This is a genomic window from Ammoniphilus sp. CFH 90114, assembly GCF_004123195.1.
In the GTDB taxonomy this organism is placed as follows: Bacteria; Bacillota; Bacilli; order Aneurinibacillales; family RAOX-1; genus YIM-78166.
Genome location: NZ_SDLI01000007.1, coordinates 39,805 through 54,503, shown reverse-complemented (window position 1 = coordinate 54,503; position 14,699 = coordinate 39,805). Strand labels below are relative to the sequence as shown.

15 protein-coding genes and 1 riboswitch are annotated in these 14,699 nt (G+C 46.4%); of the genes, 4 read left to right on the top strand and 11 right to left on the bottom strand.

The window, feature by feature from the left end; genetic code table 11:
• Positions 1 to 42: 42 nt before the first annotated feature.
• From EIZ39_RS16385 to tenI, 5 genes are read right to left on the bottom strand one after another with little or no spacing between them, the layout of a single operon-like run.
• The gene (locus EIZ39_RS16385) at positions 43 to 1,059 is read right to left on the bottom strand and encodes a thiazole biosynthesis adenylyltransferase ThiF (protein ID WP_129201084.1); all 1,017 of its coding nucleotides are present in this window, start codon (positions 1,057 to 1,059) and stop codon (positions 43 to 45) included.
• Complete coding sequence (locus EIZ39_RS16380) at positions 1,056 to 1,823, bottom strand: thiazole synthase (RefSeq protein WP_129201083.1); 768 nt, start codon at positions 1,821 to 1,823, stop codon at positions 1,056 to 1,058. Before EIZ39_RS16380 ends, EIZ39_RS16385 begins: the two co-directional genes overlap by 4 nt.
• Before the next feature lies 1 nt (position 1,824).
• Complete coding sequence (gene thiS, locus EIZ39_RS16375; RefSeq protein ID WP_129201081.1) at positions 1,825 to 2,028, bottom strand: sulfur carrier protein ThiS; 204 nt, start codon at positions 2,026 to 2,028, stop codon at positions 1,825 to 1,827.
• Positions 2,029 to 2,047: 19 nt separating this feature from the next.
• Positions 2,048 to 3,166, bottom strand: coding sequence for a glycine oxidase ThiO (gene thiO, locus EIZ39_RS16370; RefSeq protein ID WP_129201080.1), 1,119 nt, complete (start codon positions 3,164 to 3,166; stop codon positions 2,048 to 2,050).
• Positions 3,150 to 3,782: a thiazole tautomerase TenI gene (tenI, locus tag EIZ39_RS16365; protein ID WP_129201079.1), complete on the bottom strand. Its 633-nt coding sequence runs from the start codon at positions 3,780 to 3,782 to the stop codon at positions 3,150 to 3,152. The genes thiO and tenI overlap by 17 nt, the downstream gene beginning before the upstream one ends.
• 79 nt (positions 3,783 to 3,861) lie before the next feature.
• A riboswitch (TPP riboswitch) is annotated at positions 3,862 to 3,969 on the bottom strand.
• A gap of 129 nt (positions 3,970 to 4,098) precedes the next feature.
• Between tenI and EIZ39_RS16360 the strand changes: the two genes are divergently transcribed.
• Positions 4,099 to 4,314 (top strand): hypothetical protein, encoded by a 216-nt coding sequence (locus EIZ39_RS16360; protein ID WP_129201078.1) that lies wholly within the window; start codon positions 4,099 to 4,101, stop codon positions 4,312 to 4,314.
• Positions 4,315 to 4,894: 580 nt separating this feature from the next.
• Here EIZ39_RS16360 and EIZ39_RS16355 read toward each other — a convergent pair.
• The 4 genes from EIZ39_RS16355 to EIZ39_RS16340 form a co-directional block, all read right to left on the bottom strand.
• Positions 4,895 to 5,224 (bottom strand): DUF1294 domain-containing protein, encoded by a 330-nt coding sequence (locus tag EIZ39_RS16355; protein WP_129201077.1) that lies wholly within the window; start codon positions 5,222 to 5,224, stop codon positions 4,895 to 4,897.
• 76 nt (positions 5,225 to 5,300) lie between these two features.
• On the bottom strand, positions 5,301 to 6,329 hold the full coding sequence (gene moaA, locus EIZ39_RS16350) for a GTP 3',8-cyclase MoaA (RefSeq protein ID WP_129201076.1): 1,029 nt from the start codon (positions 6,327 to 6,329) through the stop codon (positions 5,301 to 5,303).
• 18 nt (positions 6,330 to 6,347) lie between these two features.
• Entirely contained in the window at positions 6,348 to 8,261 is a 1,914-nt protein-coding gene (locus EIZ39_RS16345; protein ID WP_129201075.1) for a molybdopterin biosynthesis protein, read from the bottom strand.
• A gap of 15 nt (positions 8,262 to 8,276) precedes the next feature.
• Positions 8,277 to 9,509: a molybdopterin molybdotransferase MoeA gene (locus EIZ39_RS16340; protein WP_129201074.1), complete on the bottom strand. Its 1,233-nt coding sequence runs from the start codon at positions 9,507 to 9,509 to the stop codon at positions 8,277 to 8,279.
• A 142-nt stretch (positions 9,510 to 9,651) separates the two neighbouring features.
• Here EIZ39_RS16340 and EIZ39_RS16335 point away from each other — a divergent pair, with 142 nt between their 5' ends.
• Both EIZ39_RS16335 and EIZ39_RS16330 read left to right on the top strand, forming a co-directional pair.
• Positions 9,652 to 9,927, top strand: a complete 276-nt coding sequence (locus tag EIZ39_RS16335; protein ID WP_129201073.1) for a ubiquitin-like small modifier protein 1 — start codon at positions 9,652 to 9,654, stop codon at positions 9,925 to 9,927.
• Positions 9,928 to 9,930: 3 nt separating this feature from the next.
• Positions 9,931 to 10,203, top strand: a complete 273-nt coding sequence (locus tag EIZ39_RS16330; protein ID WP_129201072.1) for a MoaD-like domain-containing protein — start codon at positions 9,931 to 9,933, stop codon at positions 10,201 to 10,203.
• A gap of 38 nt (positions 10,204 to 10,241) precedes the next feature.
• Here the strand turns inward: EIZ39_RS16330 and EIZ39_RS16325 are convergent, their stop codons facing one another.
• Complete coding sequence (locus EIZ39_RS16325) at positions 10,242 to 12,047, bottom strand: aldehyde ferredoxin oxidoreductase family protein (protein WP_129201071.1); 1,806 nt, start codon at positions 12,045 to 12,047, stop codon at positions 10,242 to 10,244.
• A gap of 191 nt (positions 12,048 to 12,238) precedes the next feature.
• Here EIZ39_RS16325 and EIZ39_RS16320 point away from each other — a divergent pair, with 191 nt between their 5' ends.
• Entirely contained in the window at positions 12,239 to 13,273 is a 1,035-nt protein-coding gene (locus tag EIZ39_RS16320) for a ThiF family adenylyltransferase (RefSeq protein WP_129201070.1), read from the top strand.
• Positions 13,274 to 13,511: 238 nt separating this feature from the next.
• On the opposite strand, the gene EIZ39_RS16315 is transcribed toward EIZ39_RS16320, so the two are convergent.
• On the bottom strand, positions 13,512 to 14,672 hold the full coding sequence (locus EIZ39_RS16315) for an aminotransferase A (RefSeq protein ID WP_129201069.1): 1,161 nt from the start codon (positions 14,670 to 14,672) through the stop codon (positions 13,512 to 13,514).
• Positions 14,673 to 14,699 lie beyond the last annotated feature (27 nt).

Below are 14,699 nucleotides of genomic sequence, written 5' to 3'. Positions count from 1 at the left end.
TCCCGAACGGACAAGCGGCGTAGAGAATAGACAGCCGGCGTCTTAACCTAAAAATCGATGATAAAGGCTCTTCGCCTCGGTAATGTCTTTGGTTCCATGGACCAGAACACGCCCATCCTGAAAAATAGCCAAACGATGTTCTCCAATCGTTAAGGACACGAGATAAGGATTCTTTTCTACTTTTCCGTGTCCTGCAAGAGAGGCTGCTAATTCATCCAAGTTTCGATTCATCCGAGTTACAGGACGGATCTGAACCGTTTCTCGCCCACACAAGACGGCTGTCTTCGTATGATTGGATGCGTCCAGATAAGGATAAGCAGGCGCTTCCCCACAAGACGGACAGCCTGGCTTCTTCACTCGATCAACTCGAATGGAAGCATGCTGATTCTTCCATAAGTCAAACGAAAGCAGCGTCCCTCGCAAAGCATCCAAATCTCCCACTAGGATCTTTAAGGCCTCTGCCACTTGATAAGCCACCACCATCTGCACGGCAGGGCTAATGATACCGACGGTATCACAAGTCGCTCCACCTAATGGCACGGATTCTAGCAAGCAACTTAGACATGGGGTTACACCAGGAACAACGGTATACGTCAAGCCATAGCTTCCTACGCAAGCACCGTAAATCCATGGAATCCTGTATTTCTGAGAAGCATCATTCAACAGCAGACGCGTGTCGAAGTTGTCTGTCGCATCTAAAATGATGTCAACTCCACTCACGAGATCATGAATTTCTTCTGTCGTCACATCCGCCACTATGGCACGAATTTCAACTTCTGAATTAATGCTCTTGAGACGTTTTTCAGCAGCAATGGCCTTCGGGATGCGATCCCGTGCATCTGCTTCGGTATAAAGTTGCTGTCGCTGAAGATTACTCCACTCCACATAATCGCGGTCCACAATGGTTACTTTCCCCACTCCGGAGCGAACCAAGGCCTCCGCATTCCCGGTACCGAGAGCTCCCGCTCCAAGGACGAGAGCATGTTTTTGGGCCAGCTTCACTTGGCCCTCCTTGCCTATCGATGGAAATAATTCTTGTCTGGAGTAACGATCACTCACACCGTGCTCATCCCTTCTTGCGGGCTGCTTGCTGTGGCATAGCGCTTCTTCGGAATGCGTCCCGCTTCATAGCCCATGCGTCCCGCTTCGATTGCGAGCTTCATGGCACGCGCCATCTTGACTGGATCCTTTGCCCCAGAAACAGCTGTATTCAATAGAACACCATCTGCCCCCATCTCCATGGCAATCGCTGCATCGGAAGGGGAACCGATTCCTGCATCCACAATAACAGGTACAGTCGATTGTTCTATGATAAAGCTTAGATTCAGCGGGTTAATAATTCCCTGACCCGAGCCGATCGGGGAAGCTCCCGGCATAATCGCGTGAACACCCAAATCTTGCAATCTCTTAGCCAACAACACGTCGTCTGAGGTATAAGGTAGAACGGTAAAACCTTCATTTAATAGAATCTCGGAAGCCTTTAAAGTTTCTACTGGATCTGGCAATAGAGTCTTAGGGCAGCCAATGACTTCTACCTTAATCATGTCACATAAACCAGAAGCCTTCGCTAATCTCGCAATTCTTACCGCTTCTTCAGCTGTTGACGCTCCTGCTGTATTCGGAAGCAAGGTGAAATTCTTCACATCTAACATTTCTAAAAAGTTAGGCTGGCTTGGTTCAAAGATATTCATGCGTCTCACGGCAAACGTAAGGATTTGCGTTTCTGATACATCTACTGCTTCTTTTTGGATTTCAAAATTAGGGAACTTCCCTGTTCCTAACAATAATCTCGAACGAAACTCATATGATCCTATTTTTAACATGTCATCCGCCTCCTACAAAATGTACGATTTCTACTCGATCACCATCACTCAACTGCGTGCGGGCGTGTTCCTCTTTTTGCAAAATGTTCGTGTTGAGTTCGATAATTAACACCTTATTTTCCAAACCAAAATGCTGGATCAAATCTGTTACATAAGAAACCGCATCTGGAACTTGAATTTCTTCTCCATTAATATGAAGCTTCAAAGGCCATTCCTCCCTTCTATTAAACCGTTAATCCTCTGGCTGCTTGGAAGGGCTTGATTCCCCCCACATCTTTTCCTTCCATTAAATCGGCAATAACAACCCCTGTCACCGGGCTCAGTAAGATTCCATTGCGATAGTGACCTGCCGCCAGATAAACTCCCTTCCACTCGGGATGCTCTCCAAGAATGGGAAGTCCATCCCGGGTCTGCGGACGGGTGCCCGCCCAGGCCTTCTCGAACTCTGCTTCAGCAATTGCCGGAAGTAGGCGCTTCGCTCGTTCCATGAGGGTGGATATACCTTCAATGGAAACCTTGCGATCGTACGTGTGCTCCTTCATGGTTGCCCCAATTACGAGCCTTCCGCCTCTCTTTGGAACCAAGTAACATCCGTGAGAGAATACCGTAGTTCGTAGTAACGGACGTGTGGTCAGAACGGATAAGCATTCTCCTTTTACGGGATAGACAGTAGCAGGTTCGTTTCCTTGACCTAGCCATGATCCGCTCCAAGCTCCTGTCGCGACGACCACTTGCTCGCTGCGAATGGTCTCACCATGGGTGACAACACCCTTCACTTCTCCTCTCTCAACAAGAAGGGACTTTACTTCGGTATACTCCCGCAGCTCGGCTCCCAATACAGCAGCAGACTTTAGAAAGGCAAGGGAGAGCTCCGGAGCTAAGACCTGTCCGTCATTGGGAATATACATAGCACCTAGGATCACTTCGGATAACCCGGGTTCGCGAGCTCTAACCTGCTCCCCTGTCAGCCACTCGGCCTCTTGGCCTGCTTGAAGCTGACAAGTCATCACTTCTTTTAGTTCATGTACTTGTTCCTGTGACGTGGCAATCTTCAGCATCCCACGATTAATTAAGCTAATATCGATACCAGATAGTTCTCTTAACTCTTCTGCCAAGTGTGGAAACATCGCCCTACTCTGAACGGCTAACTTGAACAATGGGCCGGTTTCTTTCTCCAACTCCCCTTGTGCTGCCAACATTCCTGCCGCCGCTCCAGAAGCTTGCTCAGCCAGTCTTCCTTTCTCCAGGACAATAACCTTCTTCCCACGCTTCGCTAATTGAAAGGCAATGGATCCCCCTATGACTCCACCGCCAATAATGGCTACATCATAAACCAATCCCATTTTTGCTTCCCCCTTGAAGTAATGCTTCGCTGTAGTGCATGGCAACATCCAGCGGGTCCTTAGCCTCCACGATTCCAGACATAACCGCAATGCCAGCCGCCCCTGTTTCCATGACGTCTTTTACTTGATCAGGACCAATTCCTCCAATAGCAATAACAGGAATTTGGACAGAATCTACCACTCTAGCTAAAGCTTCCAACCCTCTGGCCTCAAGCCCTGGCTTAGAACCTGTAGCAAAGATATGTCCAAACAAGAGATAATCCGCTCCCTGTTCCTCCATCGCCACGGCTTCGGCTGCGGAATGAACCGATCGACCAATCCTTAAAGTAGGGAAGAATGGTTTCACCTGCACAGGATCTAAGCTGTGATAGGCTAATTGCACTCCCCTTATCCTAGTAGACCAAGCCACATCCACTCGATCATTCAAGTAGATTTTATCGGTTGGTACTCCCCTTTCTACTAGACACTCGATCCATTCATGGAGTTCCCGAGCTGTCTTCGCCTTCTCCCTCAAGTGCAGGGCCGATACAACAGGATGAACAAGAGCAGCGATATCAGCAAACTGATCTAGCGGTTGTTTACCATTACTGATTACATGCAACTCAGGTATTGGCATCTTTAGCTCCCTCTTTCGTACAAAAACAAAAAACCACTCTCCTGTGAAAGAAAAGCGGTTAGCTATGAGCGTATGTATACGATACGGCTATCCACTTCCCTACGCTGGTATTAACCAGATCAGGTACAAAGGGTCTGGAAGTTCTCTCTTCCATCTCAGCTAGTAACAAGCTCCCCTAGGGATTAGGCAAACTATTTAGTTCTCTTTTATGATAACACGGAGGTGGTTATTGTCAAGATTGGCACTCTCCCTAAAGAGCTGGAGCATATTTCCATCCCTTAAGAAACATACTACATGTTAAAAAGGAGGGATTCCAGTGGTTCAGTGGAGCAACAACGATTTAGCTGTAATAGAGGAAGCGTTAAAGGAAGCCATGGCGAATCAAGCCGATTACCAAGCCGTGCTCGCCTATCAGGAAGTCCTACAAAAGCTGCAAGGAAATCCAGGTACCGGGGACGCCTTAACTGCCAATGTCGGTGAGCCCGTTCAGGATGGGTTCCGCTATGATTATGATGATTCGTCTAATGTATAGGTAGGGTGAGGGGTCAGTGTCGGGTAGGCGAGAAGTTCCTGCGGATTTTTTTATTATGGTCAGTTTTCAGCTCTTTTTTGATGAATTTATTGTAAAAGTGACTTGAAGACCCAAAGAATCGTCCCTCCCCACCCTCGCCAGCACATTTTTTTTACCGTTTTCTTTTAGATTGGCCCTGAACTAGACGTCTTGGAAACTTCAGAACGGCTGGTTAGGGCCCCATATGTTCAGCAAACTCACGAATTTTTGGAAATACTCACGGATTTATCGGTTTTTGTCACGATACAGAAGTCATTTGTCACAAAGCTGTAGCCATTACAAATAATAGTCTTGTGATACTCACGAAAACGACTATTATATTCACGCGCCTAAAATCATTCCAAATAAATCCAAGTGTAATCTCGCTATTTCGAAAACCAATTTACCAAACTTACGAAAGTACTCTCCAATGTCACGAACGTTAGTTACGGAGTCACGAACCGCTAATAATTACAAATAAGTGACCCTATGTACTTCATTTCTCCCGATCATATTTCCTTCCAAGGAGAGGTTTTTTTAGTTTAAATAAACTTAATTTCACTCATCTCCTCATTTTTCTTAAAATCCAAAATATCACAGCGTGCAAAAGGATAGCTAGCAAGAGGATCTTATAGTCGACTAGATAAATTAGCACTCCTAGTTGTAAAGCTAGAAAAAGAGGAATGAGGACACGAAACCTAGTCTTATTAATTTTATGATAGTAGTCCTTCATCCCTCGCCATGCCCCGAACGCCCCACCAATAGAAGCAAAGACTAGCAATCGGCTCTCCGGCGTACGCCATTCTTTCTTGCGAGCTCGGCCCTTATCCTGAGCATAGAGAAAGTAAGTTAGTAGGTTTATGAGTAGAACATAGAGAAGAAGCCACTTCATCGTTATAAAAACTCCTTAGATAAATTGAAAAAGAAAAAAGCCAAGCCAAATACTCGCTTAGCTGTAGTGATAGCCGTTACCCGCCAATATGGGACATTTCTACTTTGGTTCGTTTTTTTAAACCTTTGGTGTTTTTCAGTCTTTCCTCTGAGTAGCGATCCGTTCTAGCAGACCAAACATCTTCGATAAACTGGCGTATCTCTTCGTCCGTTGCCCCTGAACGAATGACCTTGCGTAAGTCATGCCCCTCGGAAGCAAATAAACAAGTGTAGATACTACCTTCCGCCGAGAGTCGAGCTCTGGTACAGGTAGAGCAAAACGCTTGCGTAACAGATGAGATCAATCCAATTTCCTTATCCGTCCCTACGTAGCGATAGCGCGAAGCCGTCTCCCCATAGTAATTCGGGTCGACAGGTTCAAGTGGCAGCTCCTGATGGATTCGGCGAACGATCTCACGATTAGGAACCACTTGATCAAGCTTCCAGCCATTGGTATTGCCCACATCCATGAATTCGATGAAACGAAGGATATGACCTTTGTCATAAAAATATTGAGCCATCGGAAGAATATCCTCGTCATTGACTCCCTTTTGCACGACCATGTTAATCTTGATTTTCATGCCTTCTTCAGCTGCCGCCTCAATACCTTCCAATACATCGGCTACTTTAAAACCTCTTCCATTCATCTTGCCAAAACGTTCTTCATCCAAACTGTCCAAACTAATGGTCACGCGGTTCAAGCCTGCCTTTTTGAGGCTTTTAGCATGCCGCTTCAACAAGGAGCCATTCGTCGTCATCGCGATATCTCGAACCCCTTCTACTTGGGTAAGCATGTCGATGAGTAAAGGCAGATCGGTGCGCATGAGCGGCTCTCCACCCGTAATTCGGATCTTCTCTACACCTAAGGACGTAAAGATCCTCGTCAACCGAGTTAATTCTTCGAAGCTGAGAAGCTTTTCTTTTGGTAAGAATTTAAAATCTGGTCCAAAAATTTCAGCTGGCATGCAGTATTGACAGCGAAAGTTACAGCGATCGGTTACGGAAATGCGCAAGTCGCGGAGTGGACGCTGATGAGAATCGATCGCATGTAAGTTAGGTTTGGACATCTGTTCACCCACTCTCTTTTAGTCGTTGTAATTTTGGTACATCACCTTTCCGGTGTCGCGGCAAGAATATCCGCCAAGGGCTTCCACTTCTTCTTTGAACGAAGAAGAGCTGATTAGCTCTAGCATTTTCTTGCCTTCTTCACTCTCGTAATAGCTTCGGCTAATCAAGAGATCATAGCGTTCTTCTGCAACGGGGACAAAATCAAGTCCCATGGCCTGCGCAGCAGAGTAGATTCCAAGTCCTGCATCTGCCGTGCCCCCAGCCACCGCTGCGGCTACGCTTAAGTGAGAGATTGCCTCTCGGTCATATCCGTAAATTTGATCCCTTTGGACCTGATCCTGTTTAAGAAGATAGTCAAACAGTAATCTCGTACCTGCGCCTCTTTGACGATTAATATACGTAACGCCCGACTGGGTTAGCTGGCCTACCTTCTCGATTCCTAGTGGATTTCCCTTCGGAACGATCCAGCCCTGCTCCCGATAGACAAGGTTAACCAAGACAGCCTCTTTATCCCTTAGATATTTCTCGATAAACGGAACGTTGTAAGTTCCGGTGCTCTCATCGAATAGGTGTACGCCGGCCATATGAGCCTCACCCTTCTGGATCGCCATGATACCTCCCATACTTCCCACATGAGAAGAAACCAAAAATTGGTTAGGGTAAGTTTTACGCAGCAAGGAATGCAATACATCTACCGATAGGTCATGACTTCCTGTGACAACCACCGTTTGATTAATCTGCTCAACAGGTCGATAGAGTTCAATCTCTGCTTCATCCCCTTGCTCAAACCCAAGGTTTCCTGGAGGAATTCTCAAGAGGCCATCCGCTCTAACCATAGACATCGTCACACCCGCCGCTCGGGTTAAAGGATTAGCCACATACTGCCCATCAATACAGCCAATCGTCATGCGGACAAAATCTTCCGCTCCCATAACCGACACCACGCGGCGACCCATCTTCGCCTTTAGCTTTGGTCGGCTCACTTCTTGCAGCCCGTAATAATGGTGGACTAAAGGACGTGCGAACCACTCTAGATTCAAATAGGCAGAAACAGGATACCCTGGCAAACCGATAATCGGTGTTCCTTGTATCATTCCGATCACAACGGGTTTACCTGGTCTTGTCGCTACCCCGTGTGTCAATACTTCACCTAGTTCAGCGACTACATGATACGTATAATCTTCGGTCCCAGCAGACGAGCCTGCATTCAGCAAGACCATATCGGACTCCTTCACCGCCTCTAGCACCGCTGCTTTGATCTGCTCATAATCGTCCTTTACAATCCCACGGTATACGGGTTCAGCTCCCCACTCTTCAAGATAGGCCGAAAATACCGTCCCGTTAAATTCTATGATTTCCCCCAGCTTCACCTCTTCAGAAGGAGGGATCAATTCCGTTCCTGTGGGAATGATAGCTACCCTCGGCTTGGCCAAAACGGGAACAACAACATTTCCTCCAGCGAGCAATGCCCCCAGATCTACCGCACGAAGCTTGTGATAAGCAGGAACAATCATCTCGCCGATCACCACATCCTCACCAATAGGGCGAATATGCTGCCAAGGCGCAGCGGCATCTAAGATTTCGAGGGTATCCTCATCAATTTGATGGACGTTTTCTATCATAATAACCGCATCAAATCCGGGTGGAATGGGATCTCCCGTATCAACGATTACATAGTCCTCATGACGTACAAGGCGAACAGGATTCAGCTCGTTAGCTGTGTAGGTTTTTTCTGCTTTTACCGCTATCCCGTCCATGGCAGAAGCGTGATAATTGGGCATTGAAACTTTTGCAAAGATTCCTTGTGCCGTTACCCGCCCTAAAGCTTTTTGCGTTGGAATCCATTCTATCTTTTTTTCAAACATCGCTCTATGAAGAATATCACGCTGCGCTTCGTCAAGCGGCGTATCTTCTAAGTATATTTTACGCATGGTGCTCTCCCCCTCTTAGTTGAACAGCTTCACTCTAACGTACTGTCCTTCTAATACCCCTTCTTTATTGGCTGTGATTTCCACAATTCCGTGACTGTCCGCCATGGTAGAGATCAAACCAGACTTTCCGAATACCGGAACCGCCCATAAACCATCCAGACGCTCTTCTAATCGGACTCGGACGTAATCGGTTCGCCCCACAGCTGATGGAATATTGCGTGAAATCCGAGCCTCTAATCTCGTATCGGGGGTTACCCGCTTATACCCCTCTATCTGTTCTAAAATGGGAAGGCCAAATAGGTCAAAGATAATCATGGCTGAGGCCGGGTGACCAGGCAATCCCATGATCGGTTTTTCTTTAGCCTTAGCTAGAATCGTCGGCTTGCCAGGCTTAATGGATACGCCATGAACTAATACCCCTGGCTCCCCTAAAGCTTCAAGCACTTGCACGGTAAAGTCGCGAGTCCCAACGGAACTTCCTCCAGAAAGAAGCATAAAGTCCACTTTTTCAAAAAGTTCTTGGGCACGCTGTAAAAATTCCTCATAATCATCCGCAACGATGCCTGCATAAATCACATCCGCTCCGTATTCTGCAGCAGCCGCACCTATAGTCACTCCATTAATATCGCGAACCTCTCCTGGAGCTAGCTCTTTCTTTTCTGGGGGAACAATTTCATCTCCCGTAGACAAAATGCCAACCACCGGCTTTGGGTAGACCAGGATTTCCGTTTGGCCAATGGAGGATAGTACCCCTAAATCCTGTGGCCTTAAACGACGTCCTGCTTCCATCACGAGAGCGCCCACTCGTACATCATCACCAGCTTGAACAATATTTTCGCCTGGTGCAACTTGCTTATACACATTCAATAATTCACCTAATTCTTCTACATGCTCTATCATCACAATACTATCTGCCCCAGGTGGCAACATGCCTCCTGTAGGGATGTACTGAGCTTGACCCTCTTCAAGTTGCCGGTCCGCCGCCTTCCCCATATCAATGCGCCCGGTGATATCAAGAAAAGCAGGAAGGGACTCTGTTGCCCCATACGTATCTCTAGCCTTAACGGCAAACCCATCTACCGTAGAACGGGCAAAAGGAGGAACATTCTCCGTAGAACGTATATCTTCCGCCAGGACTCTGCCTAAAGCATCTTGTAGAGAGACCCGCACCGGTGACTTAAAAGGTTGGTAGTGATCACGAATTATTGAGAGAGTCTCATGAACCGTTTTTACGTTAAAAAATTTCATGTGGGCCTCCACCATTGTCGAGTTTCCTATTATTTTACCATAGCCACATCAAGCAGAGATGAAATACTTTAAGGAAAAACAGATTTTGTCACTCCGATTGTCAGAATATCCATTATAATAAGGACAAAGGGAGGGAAAGGATATGATCATCAAGGTATTTGCCAATTTCCGAGAAATCTGTGGAGATAAGACGGTTGAAGTTGAGAGCCATGAAGGGGATACAGTCATTCAAATTCTAGAGGCTCTTATTAAAAAGTACCCAGCTTACGAAGATGAGGTGTTCACCCCTGAGAGAACGCTTAAGCCTTTCGTTCATGTATTCATAAATGGAAGAAATATCATTCATGAAAATGGACTTCAGACCGTAGTTAAACCAGATGACCAATTTGCCTTATTCCCACCGGTTGCAGGTGGGTAACTTATGAACCAAATCACATTAGAATTCCGCGGAATACCCCTTAAACACTTAATGGCTTACTTGACGGAAATCGGCGGAGAAAAAGTCACCTCACATCTTCCTTATCGATATATGGGTCCTTATTGGACTGCGGAGATATTGAAAGAACAAGAGGTTCAAATTACTTCTACCTTTCGCGTGGGTAGCGTCCATATTTGTTTTAAAGCTTCGTCAACCGAACAGCTTGATCAAGTTATTGCCGCATTCCGAAAGAAAACAATGAGAGCAGGAGGATAAAAGGTGGGACCATCAGGCCCCACCTTTCCCCTTAGGTTTTATAGAATTTCTAGTTCCTTCAGCTTTCCTTCTGGAACTACTCCATCTGTCCACCCACGCACTTGGTAGTACTCTTCTAGCATGATATCCATCCGGCTAACGTAACCCGCACTGTTTCCAGTTGCCGCCTCTTCTGTAAAGCGCTTCGGCAAGAAGTCATCTTCACGCTTGTTGAATCCTGCAAGATTATTATAATGACGCTCTAAGTTATAGATACGTTCCCCAGCCTTCATCACATCATCTGCGTTGAATGGGATCCCTGTCATAGCAGAATACTGCTCCGCATAGTTATCTGCATTCTCAGAGAAGGAGGAGAACTTACAGATGTTCATGGAATCCGAGAAAGCTAGAAGGTCTTGGAAAATCTTTAAGAGCTCGCCTTTTCCTTCTGGCTTCAAGCGGTCTGTTGGTTCAGGAATACCTGCGATCTCACTCGCTACGGTGTAGCCGCGTAAGTGACAAGCTCCACGGTTACTCGTGGCATAACCTAAACCGATTCCTTGTACGCCTCGTGGGTCATAAGCAGGGATGGACTGACCCTTAACGGTCATCGCTAATCCAGGCTCGCCAAACTGAATGGCAGCACGTGTAGGACCATCTGCTAAGATATTTCCGAATCCTCTACGGAATGCCACATCTTCAGCTAATTGAATCATGCGATCTGCATCGCCCCAATCCAGCTTCTCCTCAATAAGTCCTTTTTCCGCAGCTTCCATCGCAGCGGATAGAGCGTTACCGAGTTCAATCGTATCCATACCGTATTCATTACATTGATCAATCATAAAGGCAATCGGTTCTGCATTACTGAGCCCGCAGTTTGCTCCTAGAGCCCAAGCCGACTCATACTCGAAGCTTTCTACTCTAGTCTTATACTTGCCTTCCTTAACCTCAACTTCCTTCTTACAGGCTACAGGACAGGCATGACAGGTATTATCCGCAACGAGCAAAGTGGCATTGACGGTTTCTCCGCTATGTCCTTCCGCTCCTTCAAAATGGGTAAATTGAGAGTTCTTCGTTGGTAATGCACCTACCTCATTAATAATGCTAGTAAGTACATTCGTCCCGTAGACGGATAGACCGCCTTTCTTCGGAGCCGTGAGTCCACCTTCTAAGATCGCCTTCACAGCTTTCTGGTTGGCTTTCTTGTACTCTTCTTCTTGCGCAGGCTCAGGCATATTGCCTTTTTGTGCTGCTTTAATTACGATGGCCTTCAAGTTCTTATATCCTGCTACAGCACCTGTACCCCCACGTCCTGCCGCACGGTCATGCTCATTAATAAATCCAGCATAAAGAACTTGATTCTCACCTGCTTGACCAATACAAACTACGCTTAGATCTTCTTTTCCATAGCGATCTTGCATCGCCTTCACCGTTGCTCGTGTACCTTGGCCCCAAAGCTCACTAGCATCACGAAGCTCGGCTTCTCCATTTTCAATGTAAAGATAAACCGGCTTATCGCTCTTCCCTTTTACAATCACATTATCTATACCAGCCCACTTCAAACGAGCAGCTGACCATCCACCCATATGAGAGTCTGTAACCGTACCGGTTAACGGGGACTTCGTTACCATACATAAACGTCCACTCATTGAAGACCTAGATCCCGTCACAGGCCCTGTCATCATACAGAGGATATTATCTTCAGACAACGGCTCAACTTCAGGCCCGTTATCAAGAACATACTTGACTCCAAGTCCTCTTCCCCCAATGAACTTCTTCACTATCGCTTCATCTAATTGGCGATATTCCACTTCTCCACTAGTTAAATTGACGTAAATTTCCTTGTTCTTAAATCCACCAAACATTCAGCTCACCCTCCCCAATTGATTCGATGTGTAAGCGATTACTATTACTACAACTTTATAAATTCGACGTAACTTGTCTAAATCCTTCTAAAGATTAGGACAGTATAGAAAATTAACCAAAGCTTTTGTTTGCAATTTCTCTCTATATCCATTACGGTAAAGAAAAAGGACGAGAGGCGTGAACTTTTTTCATGGATGCTTATCAAAATCGTTACTCAAGACAAATCTTGTTTCAACCCATTGGTCGTTCCGGACAGGAAAAACTCAAAGAAGCTCGTGTGGCCGTTGTAGGGATGGGAGCCTTGGGGACGGTCTTGTCTAACCATATGGTGCGTGCCGGAGTAGGTTTTGTGCGAATCATCGACAGAGACTTCGTGGAGGACACGAATCTCCAACGCCAAATGCTCTATGACGAAACGGATGCATCAGAACACCTCCCGAAGGCTATCGCTGCGGCAGAAAAACTATCGAAGATAAATTCTCTTGTTCAGGTGGAGCCAGTCATTGCGGATTTGAATGCCACGAACGGCGAGTCCTTCCTTACCGATGTTGACTTGATATTGGATGGGACGGACAACTTTACAGTAAGGTACCTTATCAATGATATTGCCGTGAAGCACCGCATTCCTTGGATTTATGGAGGAGCTGTAAGCTCGAAGGGAATGTTCGCTGCCATTCGTCCGCATGTTACCCCATGCTACCGCTGTCTGTTTCCTAAGCCTCCAACAGGTAGAGGCGAAACTTGTGACACGGCCGGGGTCATTGGCCCGATTATCCATATCATTGCTTCCTATCAGGCGGTGGAAGCGTTGAAGATCTTAACCGGTGCCGAGGACCGTTATAATCCTAATCTTGAACAGTTCGAAGTGTGGAACAATCAGCATATGCAGATGGATATTAGTAGAGGTAGAAATGAAAACTGCCCCGCTTGCGGTCAAGGAGAATTTGAGTTTCTGAATCCCATGACGGAAAGGGAAGAAGATTTTAGCTCGTTATGCGGAAGAGACACCGTGCAGGTCGTTCCTAGAGAGAAGAGATCTATCGATTTATCTGAGCTGGCGGAACGATTGCAGCCCATCGGGACCGTTGAAAAGAATGCCTTCCTTCTTCGCTTCCATATTGATGGTCGTACTCTCGTATTTTTCGGTGATGGAAGAGTGCTCATTCAGGGGACAGACGATATAGCAGCAGCAAAGACATTGTATGCGAAGTATGTGGGGAACTAAATTCTAAGGACCTGGGCAGGGGGTGGGGATTACGGAAGATTTTCCGCTTATTTTTCCTTTTAGCTTTAAAAGGGCGAAAACAAGCGGATTTTTTTCCGTTATTGAGCTGATCTAGCCCATTTTCCTACCATTTTTGAGGAATAAGCGGAATTCGTTCCGCTATTCCGGGTCAAAAACCTCTTCTGATTAAAATAGGCGGAAATGCTCCGGTTAATTTTCCATCCCGCCACTCTCTCGACTACTGACTCAACCTAGAAATAAACCTTTCCAACCGATCCAATCCCTCTTTTAACACTTCCAACGAATACGCATAGGACAGCCTCACGTACCCTTCTCCGTACTCTGAAAAAGCCGATCCTGGCACGACGGCAACTCTGTCTTTTTCTAGCAACTGTGTTGCAAACTCAAATGAATCCAAACCAAACTTCTTCACCGAGGGAAAAATGTAAAAGGCTCCTTCCGGCTTGACGACGTCAAGGCCCATCGCGACTAATCGATCATGGACATACTCACGGCGCTCCTTGTAAGCCTCCTTCATTTCGTCAGCATCATGGATTCCGTTCGTTAGAGCCTCAAGTGCTGCATACTGACTAATCGTAGAGGCACAAGTCACATTGTACTGATGGACCTTTATCATTTGTTCGGTTATGTATGCTGGTGCAAATGTAAATCCAATCCGCCAACCCGTCATCGAATGCGACTTGGACAAACCGTTAATCACAATCGTTTTATCCCTTAGCTCTGGAATGGCTGCGATCGAGCGATGTTGATCCGTGTAGACCAATTCGCTATAGATCTCGTCAGATAAGACAAAGATCTCTTTATCCCGAAGCAGGTTAGCAATATCTTGAATCGTTTCTTCATCAAGCATGACCCCGGTCGGATTAGACGGATAGGGCAGGATCACACAACGGGTCTTATCCGTTATACATCTTTCAATCATCTCTGCGCTGACTTTAAAATCGCTTTCTCGTGTATCCACGTAGACAGGCACAGCACCACACAGCTTAATGATCGGCTCATACCCAGGGTAAACGGGTCCCGGTAGAATGACCTCTGAGCCTTCTTCAAGGATGGTTCGAAAAGCGATATCAATGGCTTCACTAGCTCCATTGGTCGTGATCACTTCAGTTTCTGGATCGTAAGTTAGACCATATTGATGCTGTAAAAAGTGACTCGCAGCCCTTCTTAGCTCAATAAGTCCAGCGTTATGGGTATACGTCGTTTTATTTCCATCAATCGCCTGTTTTCCTGCCTCCTTAATATGTTCAGGCGTGGAAAAATCCGGTTGCCCGATCGTGAGCGAGATCGCATCTGGAAACTGAGCAACGCGATTGGAGAATTTTCGAATGCCAGAAATTTGAATATCCTGTACCCTTTTATTCAGTAGGTGTTTCATGTTAATTCATCCTTTTCTACCAATGGA

Excerpts from the sequence above, each read along its gene's own strand:
- EIZ39_RS16335 (WP_129201073.1), top strand. The coding sequence starts at position 9,652 with ATGATCATCAAGGTATTTGCCAATTTCCGAGAAATCTGTGGAGATAAG.
- thiO (WP_129201080.1), bottom strand. The coding sequence starts at position 3,166 with ATGGGATTGGTTTATGATGTAGCCATTATTGGCGGTGGAGTCATAGGG.
- EIZ39_RS16345 (WP_129201075.1), bottom strand. The coding sequence starts at position 8,261 with ATGCGTAAAATATACTTAGAAGATACGCCGCTTGACGAAGCGCAGCGT.
- tenI (WP_129201079.1), bottom strand. The coding sequence starts at position 3,782 with ATGCCAATACCTGAGTTGCATGTAATCAGTAATGGTAAACAACCGCTA.
- EIZ39_RS16355 (WP_129201077.1), bottom strand. The coding sequence starts at position 5,224 with ATGAAGTGGCTTCTTCTCTATGTTCTACTCATAAACCTACTAACTTAC.
- moaA (WP_129201076.1), bottom strand. The coding sequence starts at position 6,329 with ATGTCCAAACCTAACTTACATGCGATCGATTCTCATCAGCGTCCACTC.
- EIZ39_RS16340 (WP_129201074.1), bottom strand. The coding sequence starts at position 9,509 with ATGAAATTTTTTAACGTAAAAACGGTTCATGAGACTCTCTCAATAATT.
- EIZ39_RS16380 (WP_129201083.1), bottom strand. The coding sequence starts at position 1,823 with ATGTTAAAAATAGGATCATATGAGTTTCGTTCGAGATTATTGTTAGGA.
- EIZ39_RS16315 (WP_129201069.1), bottom strand. The coding sequence starts at position 14,672 with ATGAAACACCTACTGAATAAAAGGGTACAGGATATTCAAATTTCTGGC.
- EIZ39_RS16330 (WP_129201072.1), top strand. The coding sequence starts at position 9,931 with ATGAACCAAATCACATTAGAATTCCGCGGAATACCCCTTAAACACTTA.
- EIZ39_RS16325 (WP_129201071.1), bottom strand. The coding sequence starts at position 12,047 with ATGTTTGGTGGATTTAAGAACAAGGAAATTTACGTCAATTTAACTAGT.
- EIZ39_RS16320 (WP_129201070.1), top strand. The coding sequence starts at position 12,239 with ATGGATGCTTATCAAAATCGTTACTCAAGACAAATCTTGTTTCAACCC.